This window comes from Pseudomonas sp. GZD-222 (genome assembly GCF_049310525.1).
Classification (GTDB): domain Bacteria; phylum Pseudomonadota; class Gammaproteobacteria; order Pseudomonadales; family Pseudomonadaceae; genus Aquipseudomonas.
Genome location: NZ_JBMOWO010000011.1, coordinates 1 through 18049, shown reverse-complemented (window position 1 = coordinate 18049; position 18049 = coordinate 1). Strand labels below are relative to the sequence as shown.

15 protein-coding genes are annotated in these 18049 nt (G+C 62.2%); 5 read left to right on the top strand and 10 right to left on the bottom strand.

The genetic code is table 11. The annotated features are described in order from the left end of the window. Positions 1–22: 22 nt before the first annotated feature. Genes pepN through ACO6VD_RS01655 form a run of 6 tightly spaced genes read right to left on the bottom strand, consistent with a single transcriptional unit; the run spans position 23 to position 6525 of the window. Entirely contained in the window at positions 23–2680 is a 2658-nt protein-coding gene (gene pepN / locus ACO6VD_RS01680; RefSeq protein ID WP_422416582.1) for an aminopeptidase N, read from the bottom strand. 13 nt (positions 2681–2693) lie between these two features. After that, positions 2694–3524, bottom strand: coding sequence for a DUF2797 domain-containing protein (locus ACO6VD_RS01675; protein ID WP_422416580.1), 831 nt, complete (start codon positions 3522–3524; stop codon positions 2694–2696). Next, entirely contained in the window at positions 3521–3781 is a 261-nt protein-coding gene (locus tag ACO6VD_RS01670; protein WP_038608730.1) for a YeaC family protein, read from the bottom strand. The genes ACO6VD_RS01675 and ACO6VD_RS01670 overlap by 4 nt, the downstream gene beginning before the upstream one ends. A gap of 13 nt (positions 3782–3794) precedes the next feature. Beyond that, positions 3795–4667, bottom strand: a complete 873-nt coding sequence (locus ACO6VD_RS01665; RefSeq protein ID WP_422416578.1) for a rhomboid family intramembrane serine protease — start codon at positions 4665–4667, stop codon at positions 3795–3797. Continuing rightward, a complete protein-coding gene (locus ACO6VD_RS01660) occupies positions 4664–5638 on the bottom strand; it encodes a metallophosphoesterase (protein ID WP_422416576.1) in 975 nt (324 codons plus the stop codon). Before ACO6VD_RS01660 ends, ACO6VD_RS01665 begins: the two co-directional genes overlap by 4 nt. Next, complete coding sequence (locus ACO6VD_RS01655; protein ID WP_028945842.1) at positions 5635–6525, bottom strand: NAD(+) kinase; 891 nt, start codon at positions 6523–6525, stop codon at positions 5635–5637. The genes ACO6VD_RS01660 and ACO6VD_RS01655 overlap by 4 nt, the downstream gene beginning before the upstream one ends. A 136-nt stretch (positions 6526–6661) precedes the next feature. On the opposite strand from ACO6VD_RS01655, the gene ACO6VD_RS01650 reads away from it, so the two are divergent. Then, entirely contained in the window at positions 6662–7603 is a 942-nt protein-coding gene (locus ACO6VD_RS01650; protein ID WP_422416574.1) for a DUF1853 family protein, read from the top strand. An 86-nt stretch (positions 7604–7689) separates the two neighbouring features. Here ACO6VD_RS01650 and ACO6VD_RS01645 read toward each other — a convergent pair whose 3' ends face one another. After that, a complete protein-coding gene (locus tag ACO6VD_RS01645; RefSeq protein ID WP_422416572.1) occupies positions 7690–8976 on the bottom strand; it encodes an arsenic transporter in 1287 nt (428 codons plus the stop codon). A gap of 169 nt (positions 8977–9145) precedes the next feature. On the opposite strand from ACO6VD_RS01645, the gene ACO6VD_RS01640 reads away from it, so the two are divergent. Next, positions 9146–9694: a cytochrome b gene (locus ACO6VD_RS01640; protein ID WP_422416570.1), complete on the top strand. Its 549-nt coding sequence runs from the start codon at positions 9146–9148 to the stop codon at positions 9692–9694. On the opposite strand, the gene ACO6VD_RS01635 is transcribed toward ACO6VD_RS01640, so the two are convergent. Then, positions 9691–10587, bottom strand: a complete 897-nt coding sequence (locus tag ACO6VD_RS01635; RefSeq protein WP_422416568.1) for a 1-aminocyclopropane-1-carboxylate deaminase/D-cysteine desulfhydrase — start codon at positions 10585–10587, stop codon at positions 9691–9693. The two genes, ACO6VD_RS01640 and ACO6VD_RS01635, sit on opposite strands and share 4 nt — an antisense overlap. A 73-nt stretch (positions 10588–10660) precedes the next feature. After that, positions 10661–12697, bottom strand: coding sequence for an FAD-dependent oxidoreductase (locus tag ACO6VD_RS01630; RefSeq protein ID WP_422416566.1), 2037 nt, complete (start codon positions 12695–12697; stop codon positions 10661–10663). A gap of 192 nt (positions 12698–12889) precedes the next feature. Here ACO6VD_RS01630 and ACO6VD_RS01625 point away from each other — a divergent pair, with 192 nt between their 5' ends. Together ACO6VD_RS01625 and ACO6VD_RS01620 are read left to right on the top strand one after the other, a co-directional pair. Beyond that, positions 12890–14011: a nitrilase-related carbon-nitrogen hydrolase gene (locus tag ACO6VD_RS01625; RefSeq protein WP_422416564.1), complete on the top strand. Its 1122-nt coding sequence runs from the start codon at positions 12890–12892 to the stop codon at positions 14009–14011. A 7-nt stretch (positions 14012–14018) separates the two neighbouring features. Next, a complete protein-coding gene (locus ACO6VD_RS01620) occupies positions 14019–15059 on the top strand; it encodes an AraC family transcriptional regulator (RefSeq protein ID WP_422416561.1) in 1041 nt (346 codons plus the stop codon). Positions 15060–15274: 215 nt separating this feature from the next. Here ACO6VD_RS01620 and ACO6VD_RS01615 read toward each other — a convergent pair whose 3' ends face one another. Then, positions 15275–16153 (bottom strand): DUF2242 domain-containing protein, encoded by an 879-nt coding sequence (locus ACO6VD_RS01615; RefSeq protein ID WP_422416559.1) that lies wholly within the window; start codon positions 16151–16153, stop codon positions 15275–15277. Between the two features lie 268 nt (positions 16154–16421). On the opposite strand from ACO6VD_RS01615, the gene ACO6VD_RS01610 reads away from it, so the two are divergent. After that, positions 16422–17975: a methyl-accepting chemotaxis protein gene (locus ACO6VD_RS01610; protein ID WP_422416557.1), complete on the top strand. Its 1554-nt coding sequence runs from the start codon at positions 16422–16424 to the stop codon at positions 17973–17975. The last annotated feature ends 74 nt before the right edge of the window (positions 17976–18049 follow it).

The following is an 18049-nucleotide window of genomic DNA, read 5'->3' as shown; positions in this document are numbered from 1 at the left end:
GTCTTCCCCCGCGATATAGCCGTTAGGCCAGGCTCTTGCTCACGACTTCATACACGTCGCTGGACAGCGAACCGGAGGCCAGGATGCGCTCAAGCTCAGCCTTCATCAGCGCCTGACGGGCGCCATCGTACTTGCGCCAGCGGGTCAGCGGCGCCAGCTGGCGCGAAGCGATCTGCGGGTTGAGGGCGTTGAGCTCGATCACCAGGTCGGCCAGGAAGCGATAGCCAGAACCATCAGCGGCATGGAAGTTGACCAGGTTCTGCCCGGCGAAGGCACCGATCAGGGCGCGAACCTTGTTTGGATTCTTCATGGTGAACGCCGGATGCTGCATCAGCGCCTTCACCCGCGCCAGGCCACCCGGGAGGGTGCTGGCCGCCTGCACACTGAACCATTGGTCCATGACCAGCGGGTTGTCCTTGAAGTTTTCTGCAAAGACTTCCAGCGCCTTGGCGCGCTCCGCCTCGAATGGCGAGTTGACCAGCACGGCCAGCGCGGTCAGGCGCTCGGTCATGTTGTCACAGGCGTCGAACTGCTCCAGCGTCGCGGCCACCACCTCAGGTTTACCACTGAGCATCAGGTACGACAGGGCGATGTTCTGCAGGCTACGGCGGGCAAAATGCTCGGCCTCGGCGACGTACTCGGTGCTGCGCGACAGGCCACGATTGGCCTGGTAGCGCGCATTCAGGGCGTCGAACAGCTGATCGGCGATCTGCTTGCGGGCGAACTCGCGAGCGGCGTGAATGGCATCGACATCCGCCACTTCGCTGATTTCGGTGAGGTAGGCTTCGCTTGGCAGCGAGAGCATCTCGGCGACCATGGCCTGATCCAGTTGCTCGTTGGCCAGCACCGTGCCCAGTGCAGTAACCAGACGCTGGTCGAGCACCAGCGTACTGCCCTGCTGATGCTGGGCGATGAGTTCCTGCAGCACCTGCACCGACAACTGCTGGCCAGCTTCCCAGCGATTGAAACCGTCGCTGTCATGCTGCATGAGGAACATCAGCTGATCGCGATCGTAGGGGAAGCTCAGCTTCACCGGCGCACTGAAGCCGCGCAACAGCGACGGCAACGGCTTGCCAGCAACGTCGACGAAAGTGAAAGTCTGCTCGGCCTCGGTCACCGACAGCACACGCGAGGTGCCGGCAGCCGCCGCTTCACCTTGCAGGCGCAGGGCAATGTCGTTGCCCTGGGCATCGAGCAGGCCGAGCTCGACCGGGATCACGAACGGCTTCTTCTCGACCTTGTCCGGGGTCGCCGGGTAGCTTTGACGGAAGGTCAGGCTGTAGGTCTGCGCGGTGCTGTCGTACGACTCGCTGACCGCCAGACGCGGGGTACCGGCCTGGCTGTACCAGCGCTTGAACTGGGTCAGGTCGACGCCGTTGGCATCTTCCATGGCCTTGATGAAGTCGTCGCAGGTCACGGCCTGGCCGTCGTGGCGCTCGAAGTACAGGTCGCTGCCTTTGCGGAAACCGTCAGCCCCCAGCAAGGTACGCACCATGCGCACCACTTCCGAGCCCTTCTCGTAGACGGTCAGGGTGTAGAAGTTGGAGATCTCGATAAAGCTGTCCGGGCGCACGGCGTGGGCCATGGGGCCGGCATCTTCGGCGAACTGGTGGGTACGCAGGTAGGCCACGTCCTCGATACGCTTGACCGTACGCGAGTTCATGTCGGCACTGAATTCCGAGTCGCGGAACACCGTGAAGCCTTCCTTGAGCGACAGCTGGAACCAGTCGCGGCAGGTCACGCGGTTGCCCGACCAGTTGTGGAAGTATTCGTGCGCTACCACCGCCTCGACCCGCTGGTGCGCGGCATCGGTCGCGGTTTCGGCGCGGGCCAGCACGCAACTGGAGTTGAAGATGTTCAGGCCCTTGTTTTCCATGGCACCCATGTTGAAGTCGTTGACCGCGACGATCATGAAGATATCCAGATCATATTCGCGACCGTAGACCTCTTCGTCCCAGCGCATGGACTTCTTCAGGCTGGTCATGGCGTGCTGGCATTTGTCGATGTTTTCCGGCTCGACATAGATGCGCAGGGTTACGTCACGACCCGACTGACGGGTGAACTTGTCTTCGACACACCACAGGTCACCGGCTACCAGAGCAAACAGGTAAGCCGGTTTCATGAACGGGTCTTCCCAGGTCGCCCAGTGCCGGCCATCTTCCTGCGGCCCGGTACCGACCGGGTTGCCGTTGGACAACAGCACCGGGTAGCGATGCTGCTCGGCAATCACCGTGGTGGTGAACTTGCTCATTACGTCCGGGCGATCGAGGTAATAGGTGATCTTGCGGAAGCCTTCGGCCTCGCACTGGGTGCAGAACATGCTGCCGGATTTGTACAACCCTTCCAGCGCGGTGTTACTTTCCGGGTGGATCTTCACGCTGGTGTCGAGGGTGAAGGTCGCGGCCTTGGGTTGCACGGTCAGGTGGCTGTCATCGAGCTGGTAGTCGCCAGCGCTCAGGGCCTGGTCGTCCAGTGCCACGCTGAGCAGCTCCAGCTGCTGGCCATCGAGGACCAGCGGCGGCAGACCGGCGCCACGAGCGGGGTTGCGGCGCATGACCAGCTGCGCGTGGACCAGGCTGTGGTCCTCGAACAGTTCGAAGGTCAGGTGCGTCTCGTCGATCAGGTACTCGGGTGCCTGATAGTCCTTGAGGTAGATCACTTGCGGCTGTTCGGTACGCATGTGGCGGTCCTTTTTACTGATGCACGGCGATCTGGTACGCCGTGTATTTGCGAATATTGATCACACCGGTATCGAAGATCAGGTACTGGCCCTTGATGCCGAGCAGCGTGCCCTCAGCCACCGGGTTCTTGTCCAGGTTGAAGCTGACGATCTTGCTCGGGTAGGCCTCGACCGGGTAGCGGATTTCCAGGACTTCGGCGTCGCTCAGCGGCTGGATGGCCTGCAGACCGAAGCGCGCTTGCAGGGCGCTGAAGCCCTCGGCACAACTATCGAACAATTGATCGCGCACAGCCAGCAGGTCAACCGCCTCGGCATCGCCCTTGAGCAGCGCACGCCAGTTGGTGCGATCGGCGACCTGGCTTCTGAACAGGTCTTCGACCAGCCCCGATTGCTGGCGCGTGGCGACCCGCACAATCGGCAGGGCCTGGCTTGCACCCTGATCAAGCCAGCGGGTGGGCAGCTGGCTGGCACGGGTGATGCCGACCTTGATACCCGAGGAGTTGGCCAGGTACACCACATGATCGGTCATGCAGAACTGCTCGCCCCAGGCAGGTTCGCGGCAGGTGCCTTGATCGTAGTGGCATTTCTCCGGGGCCATGATGCACACATCACACTGGGCCAGCTTGGTCATGCACGGGTAGCAGTAACCCTGGCTGAAGCTGGTCTTGGTCTTGCGACCACAGTGGCTGCAATGGATGGCACCGAGGTATTCCAGGCGCAGGGTTTTGCCGATCAGCGGATTGACCGGTACTTCCTGCTCGCCCAGACGAAAAGCGTACTGCACCACCGGCGCGTCGAGACGCGCCGACATTTTACTGATGGAGCCGCGGCCAAGTTCGATCAATGGATCGCATCCGACTTGAACAGGATGTTGGCGACCGGTGCCGACTTCGAGCTGCATTCTTGCGGGCCCATGTAACCGGTGCGCTGCTCTTCCGGCAGGTTCTGCATCTCCCAGGCGATCACCGCTTGCAGCGACAGTTCTTTCTGCTCGGTGGTGAGCTTGCGCCCATCCGCCCATTTACCCAGTTCCACGGCCAGTTTCAGGCTCTCGTAGATTTCCGGGGTGATGTTTTCGATCATTTGCGCAAAAGTGGACATAGCGTCTCCCAAATCAAATCGTCAGTTTACGCCGGGCCAACGCCCCGCCCAAGAGCCCGCTAAGGCAACCGACCAACAACCCGCCGACGTGGGCGGCGTTGGCGATCTGGCCGAAGCCCAGCAGGCTGACCAGTCCGGACAGGCACAGCAGCAGCCAGACCAGCATCATTACCAATACCCCACGCGGCATGCGATAGACCGCATTGGGCGCCAGCCATTGGTACACCCAGAGATGCCCGAGCAGCCCGTAAAGCACGCCCGACAGGCCGCCGAACAGACTCGGTCCGCCGAACAGGTACTGCGCGACGTTGGATACCAGGCTGAACAGCAGGGTCAGGCTCAGCAGCGACCAGGGCCCCTGGCGCAGCTCGATGCGCCGGCCCAGTTCCCAGTACCACAGGGCGTTCATGGCCAGGTGGAGGATGCCGAAATGCACCAGCATCGGCGTGAACAGGCGCCACCATTGGCCGTCTGCCAGGCTTGCGGCCAGCGGGGTGAAATACAGGTAGTCGCCCTGCACGCGAAAATCGAGAAAGGTCAGCCAGCTCAGGGTGGCAAAGTTGTCCCCAAGCCCGGTCAGCCCAGCCACGATCAGGCACAACAGCAGCACCACTGCCGTGGCTTTGCTGGTCCGCAGCTGTTCCGCGATGGATGGCCTTGCCGGTGGCGCCAGCGCGGTATCGGCCGGCAACTGGAAGTCGGCATCGCCCTCGGGAAAGCGCTGGTACAGGTCGCGGACATCCTCGGCGAGGTTTTCCGCCACCCAGAGCACCTGTTCGCCGCCCTCCTCGCTGACCCGATGGGGCACCTGCAGGCGCCGCAGCAGCCCGACAAAGCCACTCAGGTCAATGTTCAAGGGCATGCGTAACACCACCACTGCACTCATTGGCTGGCCTCCGGCCGGTCCACATCGACCCAGACGAATTTGCGCGGGTCGATTCGGGTTTCATCATCAAGACGGTATGCGACCAGCTTGCCATACAGCACTGCACTGTAATCCAGGCAGGCCAGGTTGGAGCGAATCGGTGCCGGTTTGCCACTGCGCCAGTAATGGCCGACGAACAACATCGGCTCATCTTCGCCGTAACGCAGCAAGGCGTTCTTCTGAGTGTGACTGAGCGGCGTACTGGCAACCTTCTCGGGCAAGGCATCGGGCTGGAAGACGATATCGCCGTAGGTTTGCGGGTCTTCTTCCCAGAACTTGGTGCGGAAGAAGGCGCGGGTCAGACCGTCGCCTCCGGTCAGGGTCAGACCGTCCGGCAGGCGCATGTCGGTGCCCCGCAGCAAACGGTTGCACACGGTCGCGGCAAAACTGTCGGGCTCCGCAGAGGCCTGAATGAAATGCTCGTCGATACAGCCATCGGGGTGATGCTTGCGCAACTCCCCGATCAATCGTGGATCCCAGCAGGCGTGGACCAGGCGGAAACGCCCGGCATCGAGAAACAGCGGTAGCTCGTAGAACCATTCGAGAAAATCGTGCCAGTCACCTGGATGGTTCTCGAACTGGGTCAGGGTTTCGTAGATCAGGCGGCCGTGGCGCGGGTTGTGCTCGCGCACGAACTGCTTGCCGCTCTCGGGCAAGGCCGGGGTGTTCCAGCCCAGGGCGTTGTACTCGTGATTGCCCATGATGCAGCGGGCCTGGCCGGCATCGACCATGTCATGGACGATATGCAGCGCCTCGCGGATCCGCGGGCCGCGGTCGATGATATCGCCAAGGAACAGTGCCTGGCGCTGGGCATGGCGCCAGACCCCGCCCTGGCGTTTGTAGCCGAGGGCATCGAGCAGGCGTTCGAGGGTGTGCGCACAGCCGTGCACGTCACCAATCAGGTCGTAACTACGGGCTGGATCGAGCATCACTCGCCTCCACCACCCAGGCGGCTGCCCCAACCGAGTTTGGTCCGGCAGACCTCGTAGTAATTGTGGTCCAGCGGATGGATCAGGCGCAGCTTCTGCGGCTTCTTGTTCACCGTGATGGTATCGCCCGGCGCGCAGGTGAAGTGGTTCTGGCCGTCACAGGAAATCTGCGGATAGATCTGCAGGTCCTTGGACACCACGATCTTCAGCTCACTGTTGCCATCGACCACAATCGGCCGTCCGGACAGGGTGTGCGGATACATGGGCACGATGACGATGGCGTCGAGTTTCGGGTGCATGATCGGCCCGCCCGCCGACAGCGCGTAGGCGGTCGAACCGGTCGGGGTCGCGACGATCAGGCCGTCGGCCTTCTGGCTGCAGACGAACTGGCCATCGATGTAGATTTCGAACTCGATCATCCGCGTCGACTTGCCCGGGTGCAGCACCACATCGTTGAGCGCATCGCCCTGACCGATGGCTTCGGCATGACGGCGTACTTCGGCCTGCAGCAGAAAGCGGTTTTCCACCAGGTAATGACCGTCGAGCACTTCGGCGACCTTTACCTCCAGCTCGTCAGGGCGGATATCGGTGAGAAAGCCCAGGCTGCCGCGGTTGATCCCCAGCACTGGCGTGTTGTGCTTGGCCAGCGCACGGGCGGCGCCGAGCAGACTGCCATCGCCGCCGACGACGATGACCAGGTCGCAGACCTCGCCCAACAGCTTGCGCGATGAGGTCTGCAGGCCGTGGCCGGGCAGGACTTCGGCGATAGTGTCTTCGAGGATGACGTGCAGATGCCGTTGCAGCAGGAATTTTTTCAGTCGGCGAATAGTATCGAGCACTTGGGAGCTGCCAAGGCGACCGATGATACCGATATTGCGAAATTGCTCCATGGGGCTCCTGCTAGGCACTACGGCGGGTAAAGAGGCGAGGTTCGCCAAAGAGTTCGATTATGGGCGAAAGCGCCGGGTAGCGGCAAACACCGGAGAAAATCGCCAAGGCCCGGGGCTTAGGGACTATGCTCGCTGGATGAACCCTTTTCCCGGCCTGATCGACCTGCCCCGCCAGTTGCGCCAGCCCCAAGTGCGCGACCTGGCCTGGGTCATCCTCGCGCCACCGATGCTCCACGACACGCCCTGGCCCCAGCGTCATCCGCTGGCTGCCAGCGACTGGGTCGCGCACCCCGGGCGTCTGCATCAGTGGCTGCATGCCCTTGATCGCGACCGCAGCGCACTGGATCACTGGTTGAATCTAGTCACCACCCGGCGCCTGGGTCTGTACTACGAACGTCTCTGGCAGTTTGCCTTGCAGCAGGCCCCAGGGGTCGAGTTGCTGGCCGCCAATCTGCCGATCCGTACCGGTGGCCACACCCTGGGTGAGCTGGATATTCTGCTGCGCGATGCTGAAGGCGTGCATCACCTGGAACTGGCCATCAAGCTTTATCTGGGGCCACCCGGCGGCGATGGCAAGGATCCGGCGCACTGGCTCGGCCCAGGCTGCCATGACCGCCTGGACCGCAAGCTGGCGCATCTGACCGGTCACCAACTGCCAATTTCCGCCCGGGCAGAGAGCCGCGAAGCCCTGGCCGCACTGGATATCGAGCAGTTCAGTGCCCAGCTCTGGCTCGCGGGCTACCTGTTCTATCCCTGGCCCGGTCATGCCGATTCACCCGAGGGCTCACACCCACAGCATTTGCGTGGACAGTGGTTGCATCAGCGGGATTGGCAGGGCTTTGTCGAGCAAAACCCTGGATGCTGGCAGCCGTTGCCGCGCCAGGCCTGGCTGGCGCCGGCGCGGTGTATGCCTGAGGAGCGTTGGATTCAGGCACGCTTTAGTGCCTGGTTGCAGGAGCTTGATCCGCTGGCACCTGCACAGCTGCTGGTGCGTTTGGTCGAAGGCCTGGACGGAGACTGGGAGGAAGCGCAGCGGGTGTTTCTGGTGTCTGATGTGTGGCCGAATTTATCGGGGTGACTGCAGTTGATCGCGGGGCAAGCCCGCTCCCACCGGTTCTGCACTGCTCCTGTGAGAGCGGGCTTGCCCCGCGATCAAATCCACCACTACCCCAAGCTCAAACGCAGCGCCAACGCCGCCAAGGTCAGCAGCAACACCGGCACGGTCAGCACAATCCCGACCTTGAAGTAGTAGCCCCAACCAATCTTCAACCCTTTGCGCTCCAGCACATGCAACCACAACAAGGTGGCCAGGCTGCCAATCGGGGTGATCTTCGGTCCCAGGTCGCTGCCGATCACGTTGGCGTAGATCATCGCTTCCTTGACCACACCGCTGGCGGAACTGGCGTCAATCGACAGCGCGCCAATCAGCACGGTCGGCAAGTTGTTCATCACCGACGACAGCAATGCCGCCAGCAACCCCGTACCCATCGCGGCGCCCCACACTCCGCCTGCGGCGAAATCATCGAGCCAGCCGGCCAAGTAATCGGTCAGCCCCGCGTTGCGCAAGCCATAGACCACCAGGTACATGCCCAAGGAGAACACCACGATATGCCAGGGCGCCTCCTTGAGCACCTTGCGTGTGGATATCTTGTGCCCGCGCGCGGCCACCAGCAGCAGGACTGCGGCACACACCGCCGAGATTGCACTGATGGGGATACCCAGCGGCTCCAGGGCAAAGCAGCCGATCAGCAGGATCGCCAGCACCAACCAGCCGGCAACGAAGGTCGCCGGGTCGTGCACGACGCTACGCGGGCGATCCAGTTGCAGCGGGTCGTAGTCGGCCGGGATATCGCGGCGGAAATACCACAGCAGCACCGCCAGGGTTGCCGCCACGCTGACCAGGTTGACCGGCAGCATCACCGCGGCATAGCGGTTGAAACCGATGCCGAAGAAGTCCGCCGAAACGATGTTGACCAGGTTCGACACCACCAGCGGCAAGCTTGCGGTATCGGCGATAAAGCCTGCAGCCATGACAAAGGCCAAAGTCGCCGCGGGACTGAAGCGCAAGGCCAGGAGCATGGCCACCACAATCGGTGTGAGGATCAAGGCCGCCCCGTCATTGGCGAACAACGCCGAAACCAGCGCCCCGAGCAGCACGATGTAACAGAACAACCGTCGCCCACTGCCCCGCCCCCAGCGCGCCACATGCAGCGCCGCCCAGGCAAAGAAGCCGGCAGCATCGAGCAACAGGCTGATGATGATCAGTGCAATGAAGGTGCCGGTGGCATTCCAGATGATCTGCCAGACCACCGGGATATCGCCCCACTGCACCACGCCGCTGAGCAATGCCAGCAAGGCCCCCCCCGTTGCACTCCAGCCAACCCCCAGGCCCCGGGGTTGCCAGATCACCAGGGTAATGGTCAGGAGGAAAATCAGCGACGCCATCAGCATTACAGAAGCCTTGGAAATAAAAGTGGGCGAAACGGCGGATTCTAGCGACAGATCAATGTGGTGTTGGCAATTATTTGTTGCAATAAGCAAGTAATCAGCTGCCCGCCGATTACAGTGATATCACTGCGCCAAAAGAGCGCGGATCCAGACCTGATCACGAGGAATGACCATGACCCTGAAGACTCCCCCGGCTCGCTATGGCGGCCTGTCGATTACCTTGCACTGGTTGATGCTGGTGCTGTTGGCGGCGGTGTATGCGCTGATCGAACTGCGCGGACTGTTTCCCAAGGACAGCGTCGAGCGCAACCTGATGAAAGACCTGCATTTCATGCTCGGCCTGACGGTATTCGTGCTGGTCTGGCTGCGTCTGGCGCTGCGCCTGGGCCGGCCGGCGCCGCCGATCGTCCCGGCCCCTCCGGCCTGGCAGACCGGCCTTGCGCACCTGATGCATCTGGCCTTGTACCTGCTGATGATCGGCCTGCCGCTGGCCGGCTGGCTGATTCTCAGCGCGGCCAACAAACCGATTCCCTTCTATGGCTTTGAGCTGCCCGCGCTGATCGCGCCGGACCCGGACATGGCCAAATTCATCAAGGGCTGGCACGAACGCATCGGCAGCTGGGGTTACTGGCTGATCGGCCTGCATGCCCTGGCCGGGCTCTATCATCACTATGTACAGCGGGATAACACCCTGGTGCGCATGCTGCCACGCAACAACTAGGCAAAACCGCGGCGGCCCTGCAGGCCGCCGCTGTGCAGGAAGATCAGGCGAGTGCCGGGGGTGAAAGCACCGGCTTCAACCTGCTCGCGTAGCGCCAGCAGGGCTTTTCCGGTGTAAAGCGGCTCCAGTGGCACGCCGGACTCGGCTTCGCAGGCGGCGATAAACGCCAGCAGCGCCTCATCGACCTTGGCAAAACCTCCACGACTGGCATCGTACAAGCGGTATCCATCAGCCCCGGCCAAGGCTTCGACCTGGGCCGGTACGCCATGGTCGAGCGGTACCGCCAACGCGCCGTGGACCTGATGTTCACCTCTTTCTGCCAACACCAGCCCCGCCAGGGTAGTGCCGGTTCCCGCTGCCAGCCACCAGGCGTCATAGTCCAGCCAGCCCAACGCCGCCAATTGTGCCCGCGCCTGTTCAACGATCAAGGCACAGCCTTTGGCGCCCAGCGCGCCGCCACCCCCTTCGGGCACACAGTGCCAACCCGGGTACTGCGCTTGCCAGGGCAACCAGAAGTCCGGTTGGTGACGCGCGCGATAGCCGCCATACCCCAGCCAGTGCAGGTGCATGCCGAAGTCTTGCAGGTCACGAACGGTGGGGGTGTCCTGCGGATGGCCGCGCAACAGGCCTGCGGTAGCAAAGCCGAAGCGTTTTCCGGCCGCTGCCAGCGCGTGCAGGTGATTGGAATGCGCGCCGCCCAGGCTGATGACGCCGGGGGCGCCCAGTTGTCTGGCCAAACGCAGGTGTTCAAGAAGTTTGAACCACTTGTTGCCGCTGATCAGCGGGTCAATCAGGTCCAGGCGCAGCAGCGCCAGCTCGACGCCGAACGGGCGTAACCAGTTCAACTCCAGGCGCTGCAGGGGGGCGATGGGAAGTGTGTCAAAACCGCTCATGTACAAGATCACTGCCGCAGGGAAACAGCAGTCTAACAGCGCGGCGGGATGAGCATCCCGCCGCGCGCAGCACTCAGAGCTCAGCGGCCAGGCGCGAACCCTGGTTGATCGCCCGCTTGGCATCCAGCTCGGCAGCCACATCAGCGCCACCGATCAGGTGCACGGACTGGCCGGCAGCCAGCAATCCATCCTGCAGCTCGCGCAGCGGGTCCTGGCCGGCACAGATCACCACATTGTCGACAGGCAACACCTGCGGCTCGCCCTCGGCGATACGGATGTGCAGGCCTGCATCATCGATACCCAGGTATTCGACGCTGTTGAGCATCTGTACCTGCTTGTTCTTCAGGCCCGTGCGGTGAATCCAGCCAGTGGTCTTGCCCAGGCCATCACCGACCTTGGATTTCTTGCGCTGCAGGAGGAACACCTGACGCGCCGGTGCATGAGGTTCAGGCTTGATGCCAGCCACCCCGCCGCGGGCCTCCAGTGCGGTATCGATACCCCACTCCTTCCAGAATGCTTCGCGGTCCTGGCTGGTGGCCTTGCCCTGGTGGACGAGGAACTCGGAGACGTCGAAACCGATACCACCGGCACCGATCACCGCCACTTTCTGGCCCACTGGCTTGCGCTCAAGCAACACGTCCAGGTAGCTCAGCACCTTGCTGTGCTCGATCCCGGGAATCGCCGGCAGACGCGGAGCGATGCCAGTGGCCAGGATGATTTCATCAAAACCGCCCACCGCCAGTTGCTCGACATCGACACGCGTATTCAGACACAGCTCGACGCCGGTGGTCTGCAGCTTGCGCTTGAAGTAGCGCAGGGTTTCATAGAACTCTTCTTTGCCCGGTACACGCTTGGCCACGTTGAACTGACCACCGATTTCGCTGGCCGAGTCAAACAGGGTCACCTGGTGACCTCGTTCGGCAGCCACGGTCGCAGCAGCGAGCCCGGCAGGGCCGGCACCGACCACGGCGATCTGCTTGACCTGGGTGACCGGCAAGTAATTGAGCTCGGTTTCATGGCAGGCCCGCGGGTTGACCAGGCAACTGGTCAGCTTGCCGCCAAAGGTGTGGTCCAGGCAGGCCTGGTTGCAGCCGATACAGGTGTTGATCTCGTCACCACGGCCCGCCGCGGCCTTGTTGACGAAGTCGGGGTCTGCAAGGAACGGACGCGCCATGGAGACCATGTCGGCATCGCCTTCGGCGAGGATCTGTTCGGCCACCTCAGGCGTGTTGATCCGGTTGGTGGTGATCAACGGGATCTGCACGGCGCCACGCAGCTTGGCGGTAACCTTGCTGAAGGCCGCTCGCGGCACCTTGGTGGCAATGGTCGGGATCCGCGCTTCGTGCCAGCCGATACCGGTGTTGATAATGGTCGCACCGGCCTTTTCAATGGCCTGGGCCAGTTGCACGATCTCTTCCCAGTTACTGCCGCCTTCGATCAGGTCGAGCATCGACAGGCGAAAGATAATGATGAAGTTCGGGCCGACAGCCTCACGCACACGGCTGACGATTTCCACCGCCAGGCGCATACGGTTCTCATAGCTGCCGCCCCAGCGGTCGGTGCGCTGGTTGGTGTGGGCGGCGAGGAACTGGTTGATGAAGTAGCCTTCCGAACCCATGATTTCGACACCGTCGTACTCGGCGCTTTGTGCCAGCAACGAGCAATTGACGAAGTCCTGGATCTGCTTTTCGATGCCCTCTTCGTCCAGCTCACGCGGCTTGAACGGGTTGATCGGCGCCTGGATGGCGCTTGGCGCCACCGACTTGGGGCTGTAGGCATAACGACCGGCGTGGAGAATCTGCATGCAGATCTTGCCACCCGCCTCGTGCACGGCCTGGGTAACGATGCGGTGTTTTTCCGCTTCCTCAGGGGTGCTCAGTTTGGCCGCGCCGGAGTACACCCCGCCCTCCACGTTCGGACCGATACCGCCGGTGACCATCAGGCCAACACCGCCACGGGCACGCTCGGCAAAGTAGGCCGCCATGCGCTCGAAACCACCGGGTTTCTCTTCCAGGCCCGTGTGCATCGAACCCATCAGGGTGCGGTTGCGCAAGGTGGTAAAGCCCAGGTCCAGCGGGGCGAGCAAATGCGGGTAACGAGCGGCGGCCATAGTGAACTCCACAACAGGCGTAATCACGGGATGCGGGCACCTCGCCTGGGTGGCGGGGCCCGTCAGTTATCTGAGGCCGACATTAAAGAGCTGGGCTACAAGGCTCAATGACCGAAAGTGACAAGTTATTGATCCTAATGCACCGGGGGTCTACCCTAATGGCCGAATCCCTTGTTGGCGCTGTGCTGCTTCATGCGAAAACTTCTCTTAAGCGCCCTGGCGCTGGTGGTCATTGCTGCGCTCTGTGGCTACGGGTTCTGGACCGAGCAACGGCCGACGGGGCATTACCTGTCCGACCTGCGCATCGAGCTGGCCATGAACGAGGGCGTTCCTGCCGACCACGGCAACTTGCTGGGGGTCGAGCCGCAGCTGTTTCCCGGTGACTACCAGAATTTGCAGCGCCTGCACCGCAAGCTGGCCGCCTATCTGGAGCAGGCCCGCGCCCAAGGCCTGATCAACTCCCGAACAATTGTCATCCTGCCTGAGCACATCGGCACCTGGCTCTGGGCTCGGGGTGAGAAAAACCAGCTGTACCAGGTCACCCAACGCCGTGAGGCCTGGCAATGGCTGGAGTTGAGCAATCCGATCCGCTACGGCCTGGCCATGCTCGCCGCCGAAGGTGATGACCGCCGCGCCGATGCTCACCTGCGCATGAAAGCGCAGCAGATGGCCAGCGACTATCAGCAGGTGTTCGGCGGTCTGGCGAAAGAGTTCGGCGTGACCCTGGTGGCGGGCTCGATTGTCCTGCCCTCGCCTTATGTCGAACACGGCATCCTCAAGGTCGGATCGGGCGCCCTGTACAACAGCAGCCTGGTATTCGCCGGCGACGGTTCAGTGCTCGGCCAGCCGCAGCGTCAACAACACCCGGACAGCGACGTGCGCCGCTATATCGACAGCGGCACCGACCAGCCACCGCAAGTACTGCAAACCCCAGCCGGTCGCCTGGGCGTGCTGATCGGCAGCGACAGCTGGTACCCCAGCAATCAGCAACAGCTGGCCAACCAGTCGGCGCAGATTCTCGCCAACCCGGTGTTCCTGGGTGGCAAGGACAGCTGGAACGGCCCCTGGCGCGGTAACCGTCATCAGCCCTTGGCCGCCACCCTGCCATTCAAGCCCGGCGAAGTCAGCGAAGCCCAGGCCTGGCACACACTGACTCTCCATGCCAACCCCACTGACATGCGCAGCATGAGCGTGTTCCTGCGCGGGCGCTTCTGGGACGTGGTCGCCGAAGGCCAGGGTTTTGCCAATCGTGCCGGCCTGACTTTCAACGGCAACAGCGCCACAGGCGCGCGCTTGCTCAACCTGTGGCTGTAGCTCGGCCATGAACCGCCCACGGATGCGCCTCGGGGACCTGTCAGTCGGTTTCATCCAGCCCCTCAGTGAAACCCTCCAGGAACGTGGTATCGAGCCCACAGCGCTGCTGGAGCGCTACGGCCTGGACTCTGCACGCCTGGCGCAGGCGGGTGCGCGCCTGTCCATCCCGCGCTACATGCACCTGGGCCACGCCGCCATCGAACTGACCGCTGACCCGGCGCTGGGCCTGCACATGGGCCGTGTCAGTCGCCTGAACCAGGCCGGACTGGCCGGCGTCACTGCAGCTCAGGCCCCCACCGTCGGTGATGCGGCGCGTACTTTGCTGCGTTTCGAGCCGTTGTATGCCGCCAACTACCGCGGCCATTCAAGCTTTCATGAGGACGGCAGCGGTGCCTGGTTGCGGTTCTATTCCATCAGCCCTTACAACGCCTACAATCGCTTTGTCGTGGACTCCGTGCTGTCCGGCTGGCTGGCACAGTTGTCGAGCCTTGTCGGCATCAATCTGGTGGCCGAACGGGTAGACATCGAATTCGAAGCACCCGCCTATGCCGTCCACTACCTGGCGCTGTGCAGCAACCCGGTACAGTTTGGCGCGCAGACCAATCAATTGCGCTTGAGCACAGCGAGCCTCGCGCTGCGCAACCCGGCGCATTGCCCGAGCACCTGGCAGCATCTGTTGAAGCTATGTGAGGCGGAACTGGAACAACGCACGCGCATCCGCAGCCTGGGCGAACGCATCGCGCATTTGCTGGGGCCGCTGCTCAATGGCGGACGGGAACCGGATCTGGAGGAAGTGGCGCGGCACCTGCAGCTGCCGACCTGGACACTGCGGCGCAAACTCGCCGAGGAAGGCACGCAGTTTCGCGCCATTCTCAACGACACCCGGCATGACCTGGCCATGACCTATATCCGTGACACGGAACTGGCCTTTGGCGAGATTGCCTACCTGCTCGGGTTTGCCTCGGCCGAGGCCTTTCAGCGCGCATTCAAGCGCTGGAACAGCATGACCCCGGGCGAGTTTCGCCGCAGTCAGCGGCGTACCGGCTGAGATTACAGCTCGGTGGCGTCTTCGGCAGGCTCGGGTGGGTCAAGCTCAAAGGCGCGCAATTCGAGTAGTTCTTCCTGATAGTCGTCCATCGTCTGCTCCGTCGTTTCTCATTCATTTCATTGATTCTTCATCGAGCCTAAAGTGCCGCGATGAAAGAAAAATGACAATGACGCTTATCAAGACAACGTAGCAGCAGATGAAAAAATTATCCGCCCTTACTGCGGCGCCTGCTCAGGACTGCTGGAAGGTACTGCCGGCGTCACGCTCGACACCGGCTCAGCCGCTGCAGGCGCGGGCTGCTCGACATTGATCGGCGCCGCTTCGACCGGCGGTGGCACGGGCTTGGAACCGGCGCTGTCGTCGACTACAGGCGCTGGCGCAGCCTCGACGACCGGTACTTGTTGATCAGGCGTAGGCGTCGGCTCAGTGACCACCGCTGCAGGCGCAGGTGCAGCGGCTTCAACCGGGGCCAACGCTGCTGGTGCTGGAGCAGGTGCATTTTCAGGTATCCCCAGGACTGGCGCTGGCTGCTCTACCGACTTCTTAAGCGAGACCTTTTTCTTCTGCTCCTTGGGCAGGAAGCTCTCGACCAGGGCGAAATAGCGCTCGTAGAACTTGGCCGAGGTCACGGTCTCGCTGGCGACCTTGACCATGGAATCGTCGGTGGAGCCGATCGGCATCGACAACGAACCCAGCACGCCGACGCCAACACTGGCCGAGGTGTTGGATTTTTTCAGCGCATAACGGTCCTGCAAGGCGTTGGCAAACATGGTCGAGCGCTGCTCGTCGCCGCTGTCGCGGGCACAGACCACGTTGAAGCTGATCTGCAGGTGCGACTCACCGGTCTGCTGAAAACTCTTGTTGCCATTGACCTGGCCGGCATCGCTGCTGGTGATGATGTAACCCTGGCTGAGCAGGGCACGCCGGGCCGCTTCGCAGGTGCTGGCTTCGCTGACCGGGAAGCTGCGCGAATAGGTACCCGAGTCGTCGAAATTCTCGTGTTCGTAGATCGCAGCTTTCTTCGAAGAACAGCCGGAAACACCCGCCAGCACAAGGGCCAGCCCGAGCGCACTGAAGACGGTTGATTTTGACATTGCAAATCCTGAGTAAAACGATCAACGCCTATTGTGCAACACATCGGCGGGTCACTGAAACCGCAGCGGGGCAATCACCACAGAAAATTCACCAACGGGGCAGTAAATCAAGTAGATGAGGCCGGACGCCACTGGTCGAAAAATCTTGAATTCATTCACCGGGGGCTTACTGAGACAGCCTATCGAACTTGCTCCTCACCAAGCCAATGTCCGACTACGCTGGCAAGTAGCTAGCACCCAAATGGACAGGACAACAGGAGTTACCTCGGTGAAAAACCTCTCGGTGAAAATGAAACTGTTGCTTGGCTTCACCCCCATCCTGGTACTGATGGTGCTACTCGCCGTCACTGCCATCAACAGCCTGAACACCTTGACGCAGCGCGCCGACCGGCTGGTGTCGGTCAATTACATCCTCGACAACCTCAATGAGATGCGTGCGGCGCAATTGAGCTTCGAACAACGCCGTGAGGCCAGCTTCGCCAACCAGTTGAACAAGGCCCACCAGGAAACCAGGCAACTACTCGATGAAAACCTCAAGCACCTGACAGACGCCGACTCACAACGCCTGCTCAGCACGACACGAGAAGACCTGCAGCGCTACCTGGAGCAGTTCCAGCAGTTGCAGGCGGCTGTGGTCAACAGCCCGCTACAGGCACAGCTCCACGACCAACTGCTGGAGAAGGTGCATAAGGGCCTGGAGGCAATCAATCAGTTGATCAGCCTGCAGAACCAGCAGAGCAACGAGGAGTCCAGCAATAGCCGCACGTTGATGCTTGCCCTGCTGTTCTGCGCCCTGGTACTGGGGGCCGCCATCAGCGCCGTGATCATCCACCAGATTACCCAGCCGTTGCGTCAGGCCGTGGCGATTGCCCGACGTATCGGTGAAGGCGACCTGACCAACACCGCCAGCGAGCCGCGTCGCGACGAATTTGGCCAGTTACTGCAAGCGCTGGAGCAAAGCGGCAACAACCTGCGCGAGATGCTCGGCCAGGCTGGCAACGTCACCCGTCAGTTATCCACAGCCGCCGAAGAACTGTCGACGATCACTGAACAGACCAGCGCCGGCATCAGCAGCCAGAAGCTCGAAACCGACCAGGTGGCCACGGCAATGAGCGAAATGGTCGCTACGGTGCAGGAAGTGGCGCGCAACGCTGAAGAAGCCAGTGAAGCCACCCGCCAGGCCAACAGCCAGGCCAATCAGGGCAACCTGGTGGTGCAGCGAGCCTTGACCCAGATCGGCCAACTGGCCGCCGACATCGGCAGCTCCACTGATGCCGTCAACCAGCTATCAGCCGAAAGCGATCGCATCAGTAGCGTCATGACCGTGATCAACGCCGTTGCCGAGCAGACCAACCTGCTGGCGCTCAACGCAGCCATAGAAGCGGCACGGGCGGGCGATGCCGGCCGCGGCTTCGCCGTGGTCGCCGACGAGGTGCGCGGGCTGGCCAAACGCACCCAGCAATCCACTGCACAGATCGAAGCGTTGATCGTCTCGCTGCAACAAGGCGCACAAAAAGCCGCTGAAATGATGCACAGCAGCCATCAGATGGTCGGTACCACGGTGCAACTGGCCAACGAAGCGGGCATTGAGTTGCAGGCCATTACCCAGACGGTTACCAGCATTCAGACAATGAACCTGCAGATCGCCACCGCAGCCGAGCAGCAGAGTGCTGTGGCCGAATCGATCAACCGCAGCGTGCTCAGTGTCCGCGATGTGGCAGAACAGTCTTCTACGGCCTCACAGCAGACCGCAGCTTCCTCGGTGGAGCTGGCACGGCTGGGTGGTGAGCTGCAGCAGCTGGTGGCGCGATTCAGGGTTTAACAACTCGGTGGGAGCGGGGGGGGGGCCCCAATGCGCGTGGGTGGCAAACCCAGACCCCCGGGAAGAAAACACCC

What these genes read in the sequence shown, in the direction of transcription:
- ACO6VD_RS01625 (WP_422416564.1), top strand. Translation starts at nt 12,890, where the DNA reads ATGCGAAAACTTCTCTTAAGCGCCCTGGCGCTGGTGGTCATTGCTGCG.
- ACO6VD_RS01630 (WP_422416566.1), bottom strand. Translation starts at nt 12,697, where the DNA reads ATGGCCGCCGCTCGTTACCCGCATTTGCTCGCCCCGCTGGACCTGGGC.
- ACO6VD_RS01620 (WP_422416561.1), top strand. Translation starts at nt 14,019, where the DNA reads ATGAACCGCCCACGGATGCGCCTCGGGGACCTGTCAGTCGGTTTCATC.
- ACO6VD_RS01615 (WP_422416559.1), bottom strand. Translation starts at nt 16,153, where the DNA reads ATGTCAAAATCAACCGTCTTCAGTGCGCTCGGGCTGGCCCTTGTGCTG.
- ACO6VD_RS01655 (WP_028945842.1), bottom strand. Translation starts at nt 6,525, where the DNA reads ATGGAGCAATTTCGCAATATCGGTATCATCGGTCGCCTTGGCAGCTCC.
- ACO6VD_RS01645 (WP_422416572.1), bottom strand. Translation starts at nt 8,976, where the DNA reads ATGCTGATGGCGTCGCTGATTTTCCTCCTGACCATTACCCTGGTGATC.
- ACO6VD_RS01650 (WP_422416574.1), top strand. Translation starts at nt 6,662, where the DNA reads ATGAACCCTTTTCCCGGCCTGATCGACCTGCCCCGCCAGTTGCGCCAG.
- ACO6VD_RS01635 (WP_422416568.1), bottom strand. Translation starts at nt 10,587, where the DNA reads ATGAGCGGTTTTGACACACTTCCCATCGCCCCCCTGCAGCGCCTGGAG.
- ACO6VD_RS01670 (WP_038608730.1), bottom strand. Translation starts at nt 3,781, where the DNA reads ATGTCCACTTTTGCGCAAATGATCGAAAACATCACCCCGGAAATCTAC.
- ACO6VD_RS01665 (WP_422416578.1), bottom strand. Translation starts at nt 4,667, where the DNA reads ATGAGTGCAGTGGTGGTGTTACGCATGCCCTTGAACATTGACCTGAGT.
- ACO6VD_RS01640 (WP_422416570.1), top strand. Translation starts at nt 9,146, where the DNA reads ATGACCCTGAAGACTCCCCCGGCTCGCTATGGCGGCCTGTCGATTACC.
- pepN (WP_422416582.1), bottom strand. Translation starts at nt 2,680, where the DNA reads ATGCGTACCGAACAGCCGCAAGTGATCTACCTCAAGGACTATCAGGCA.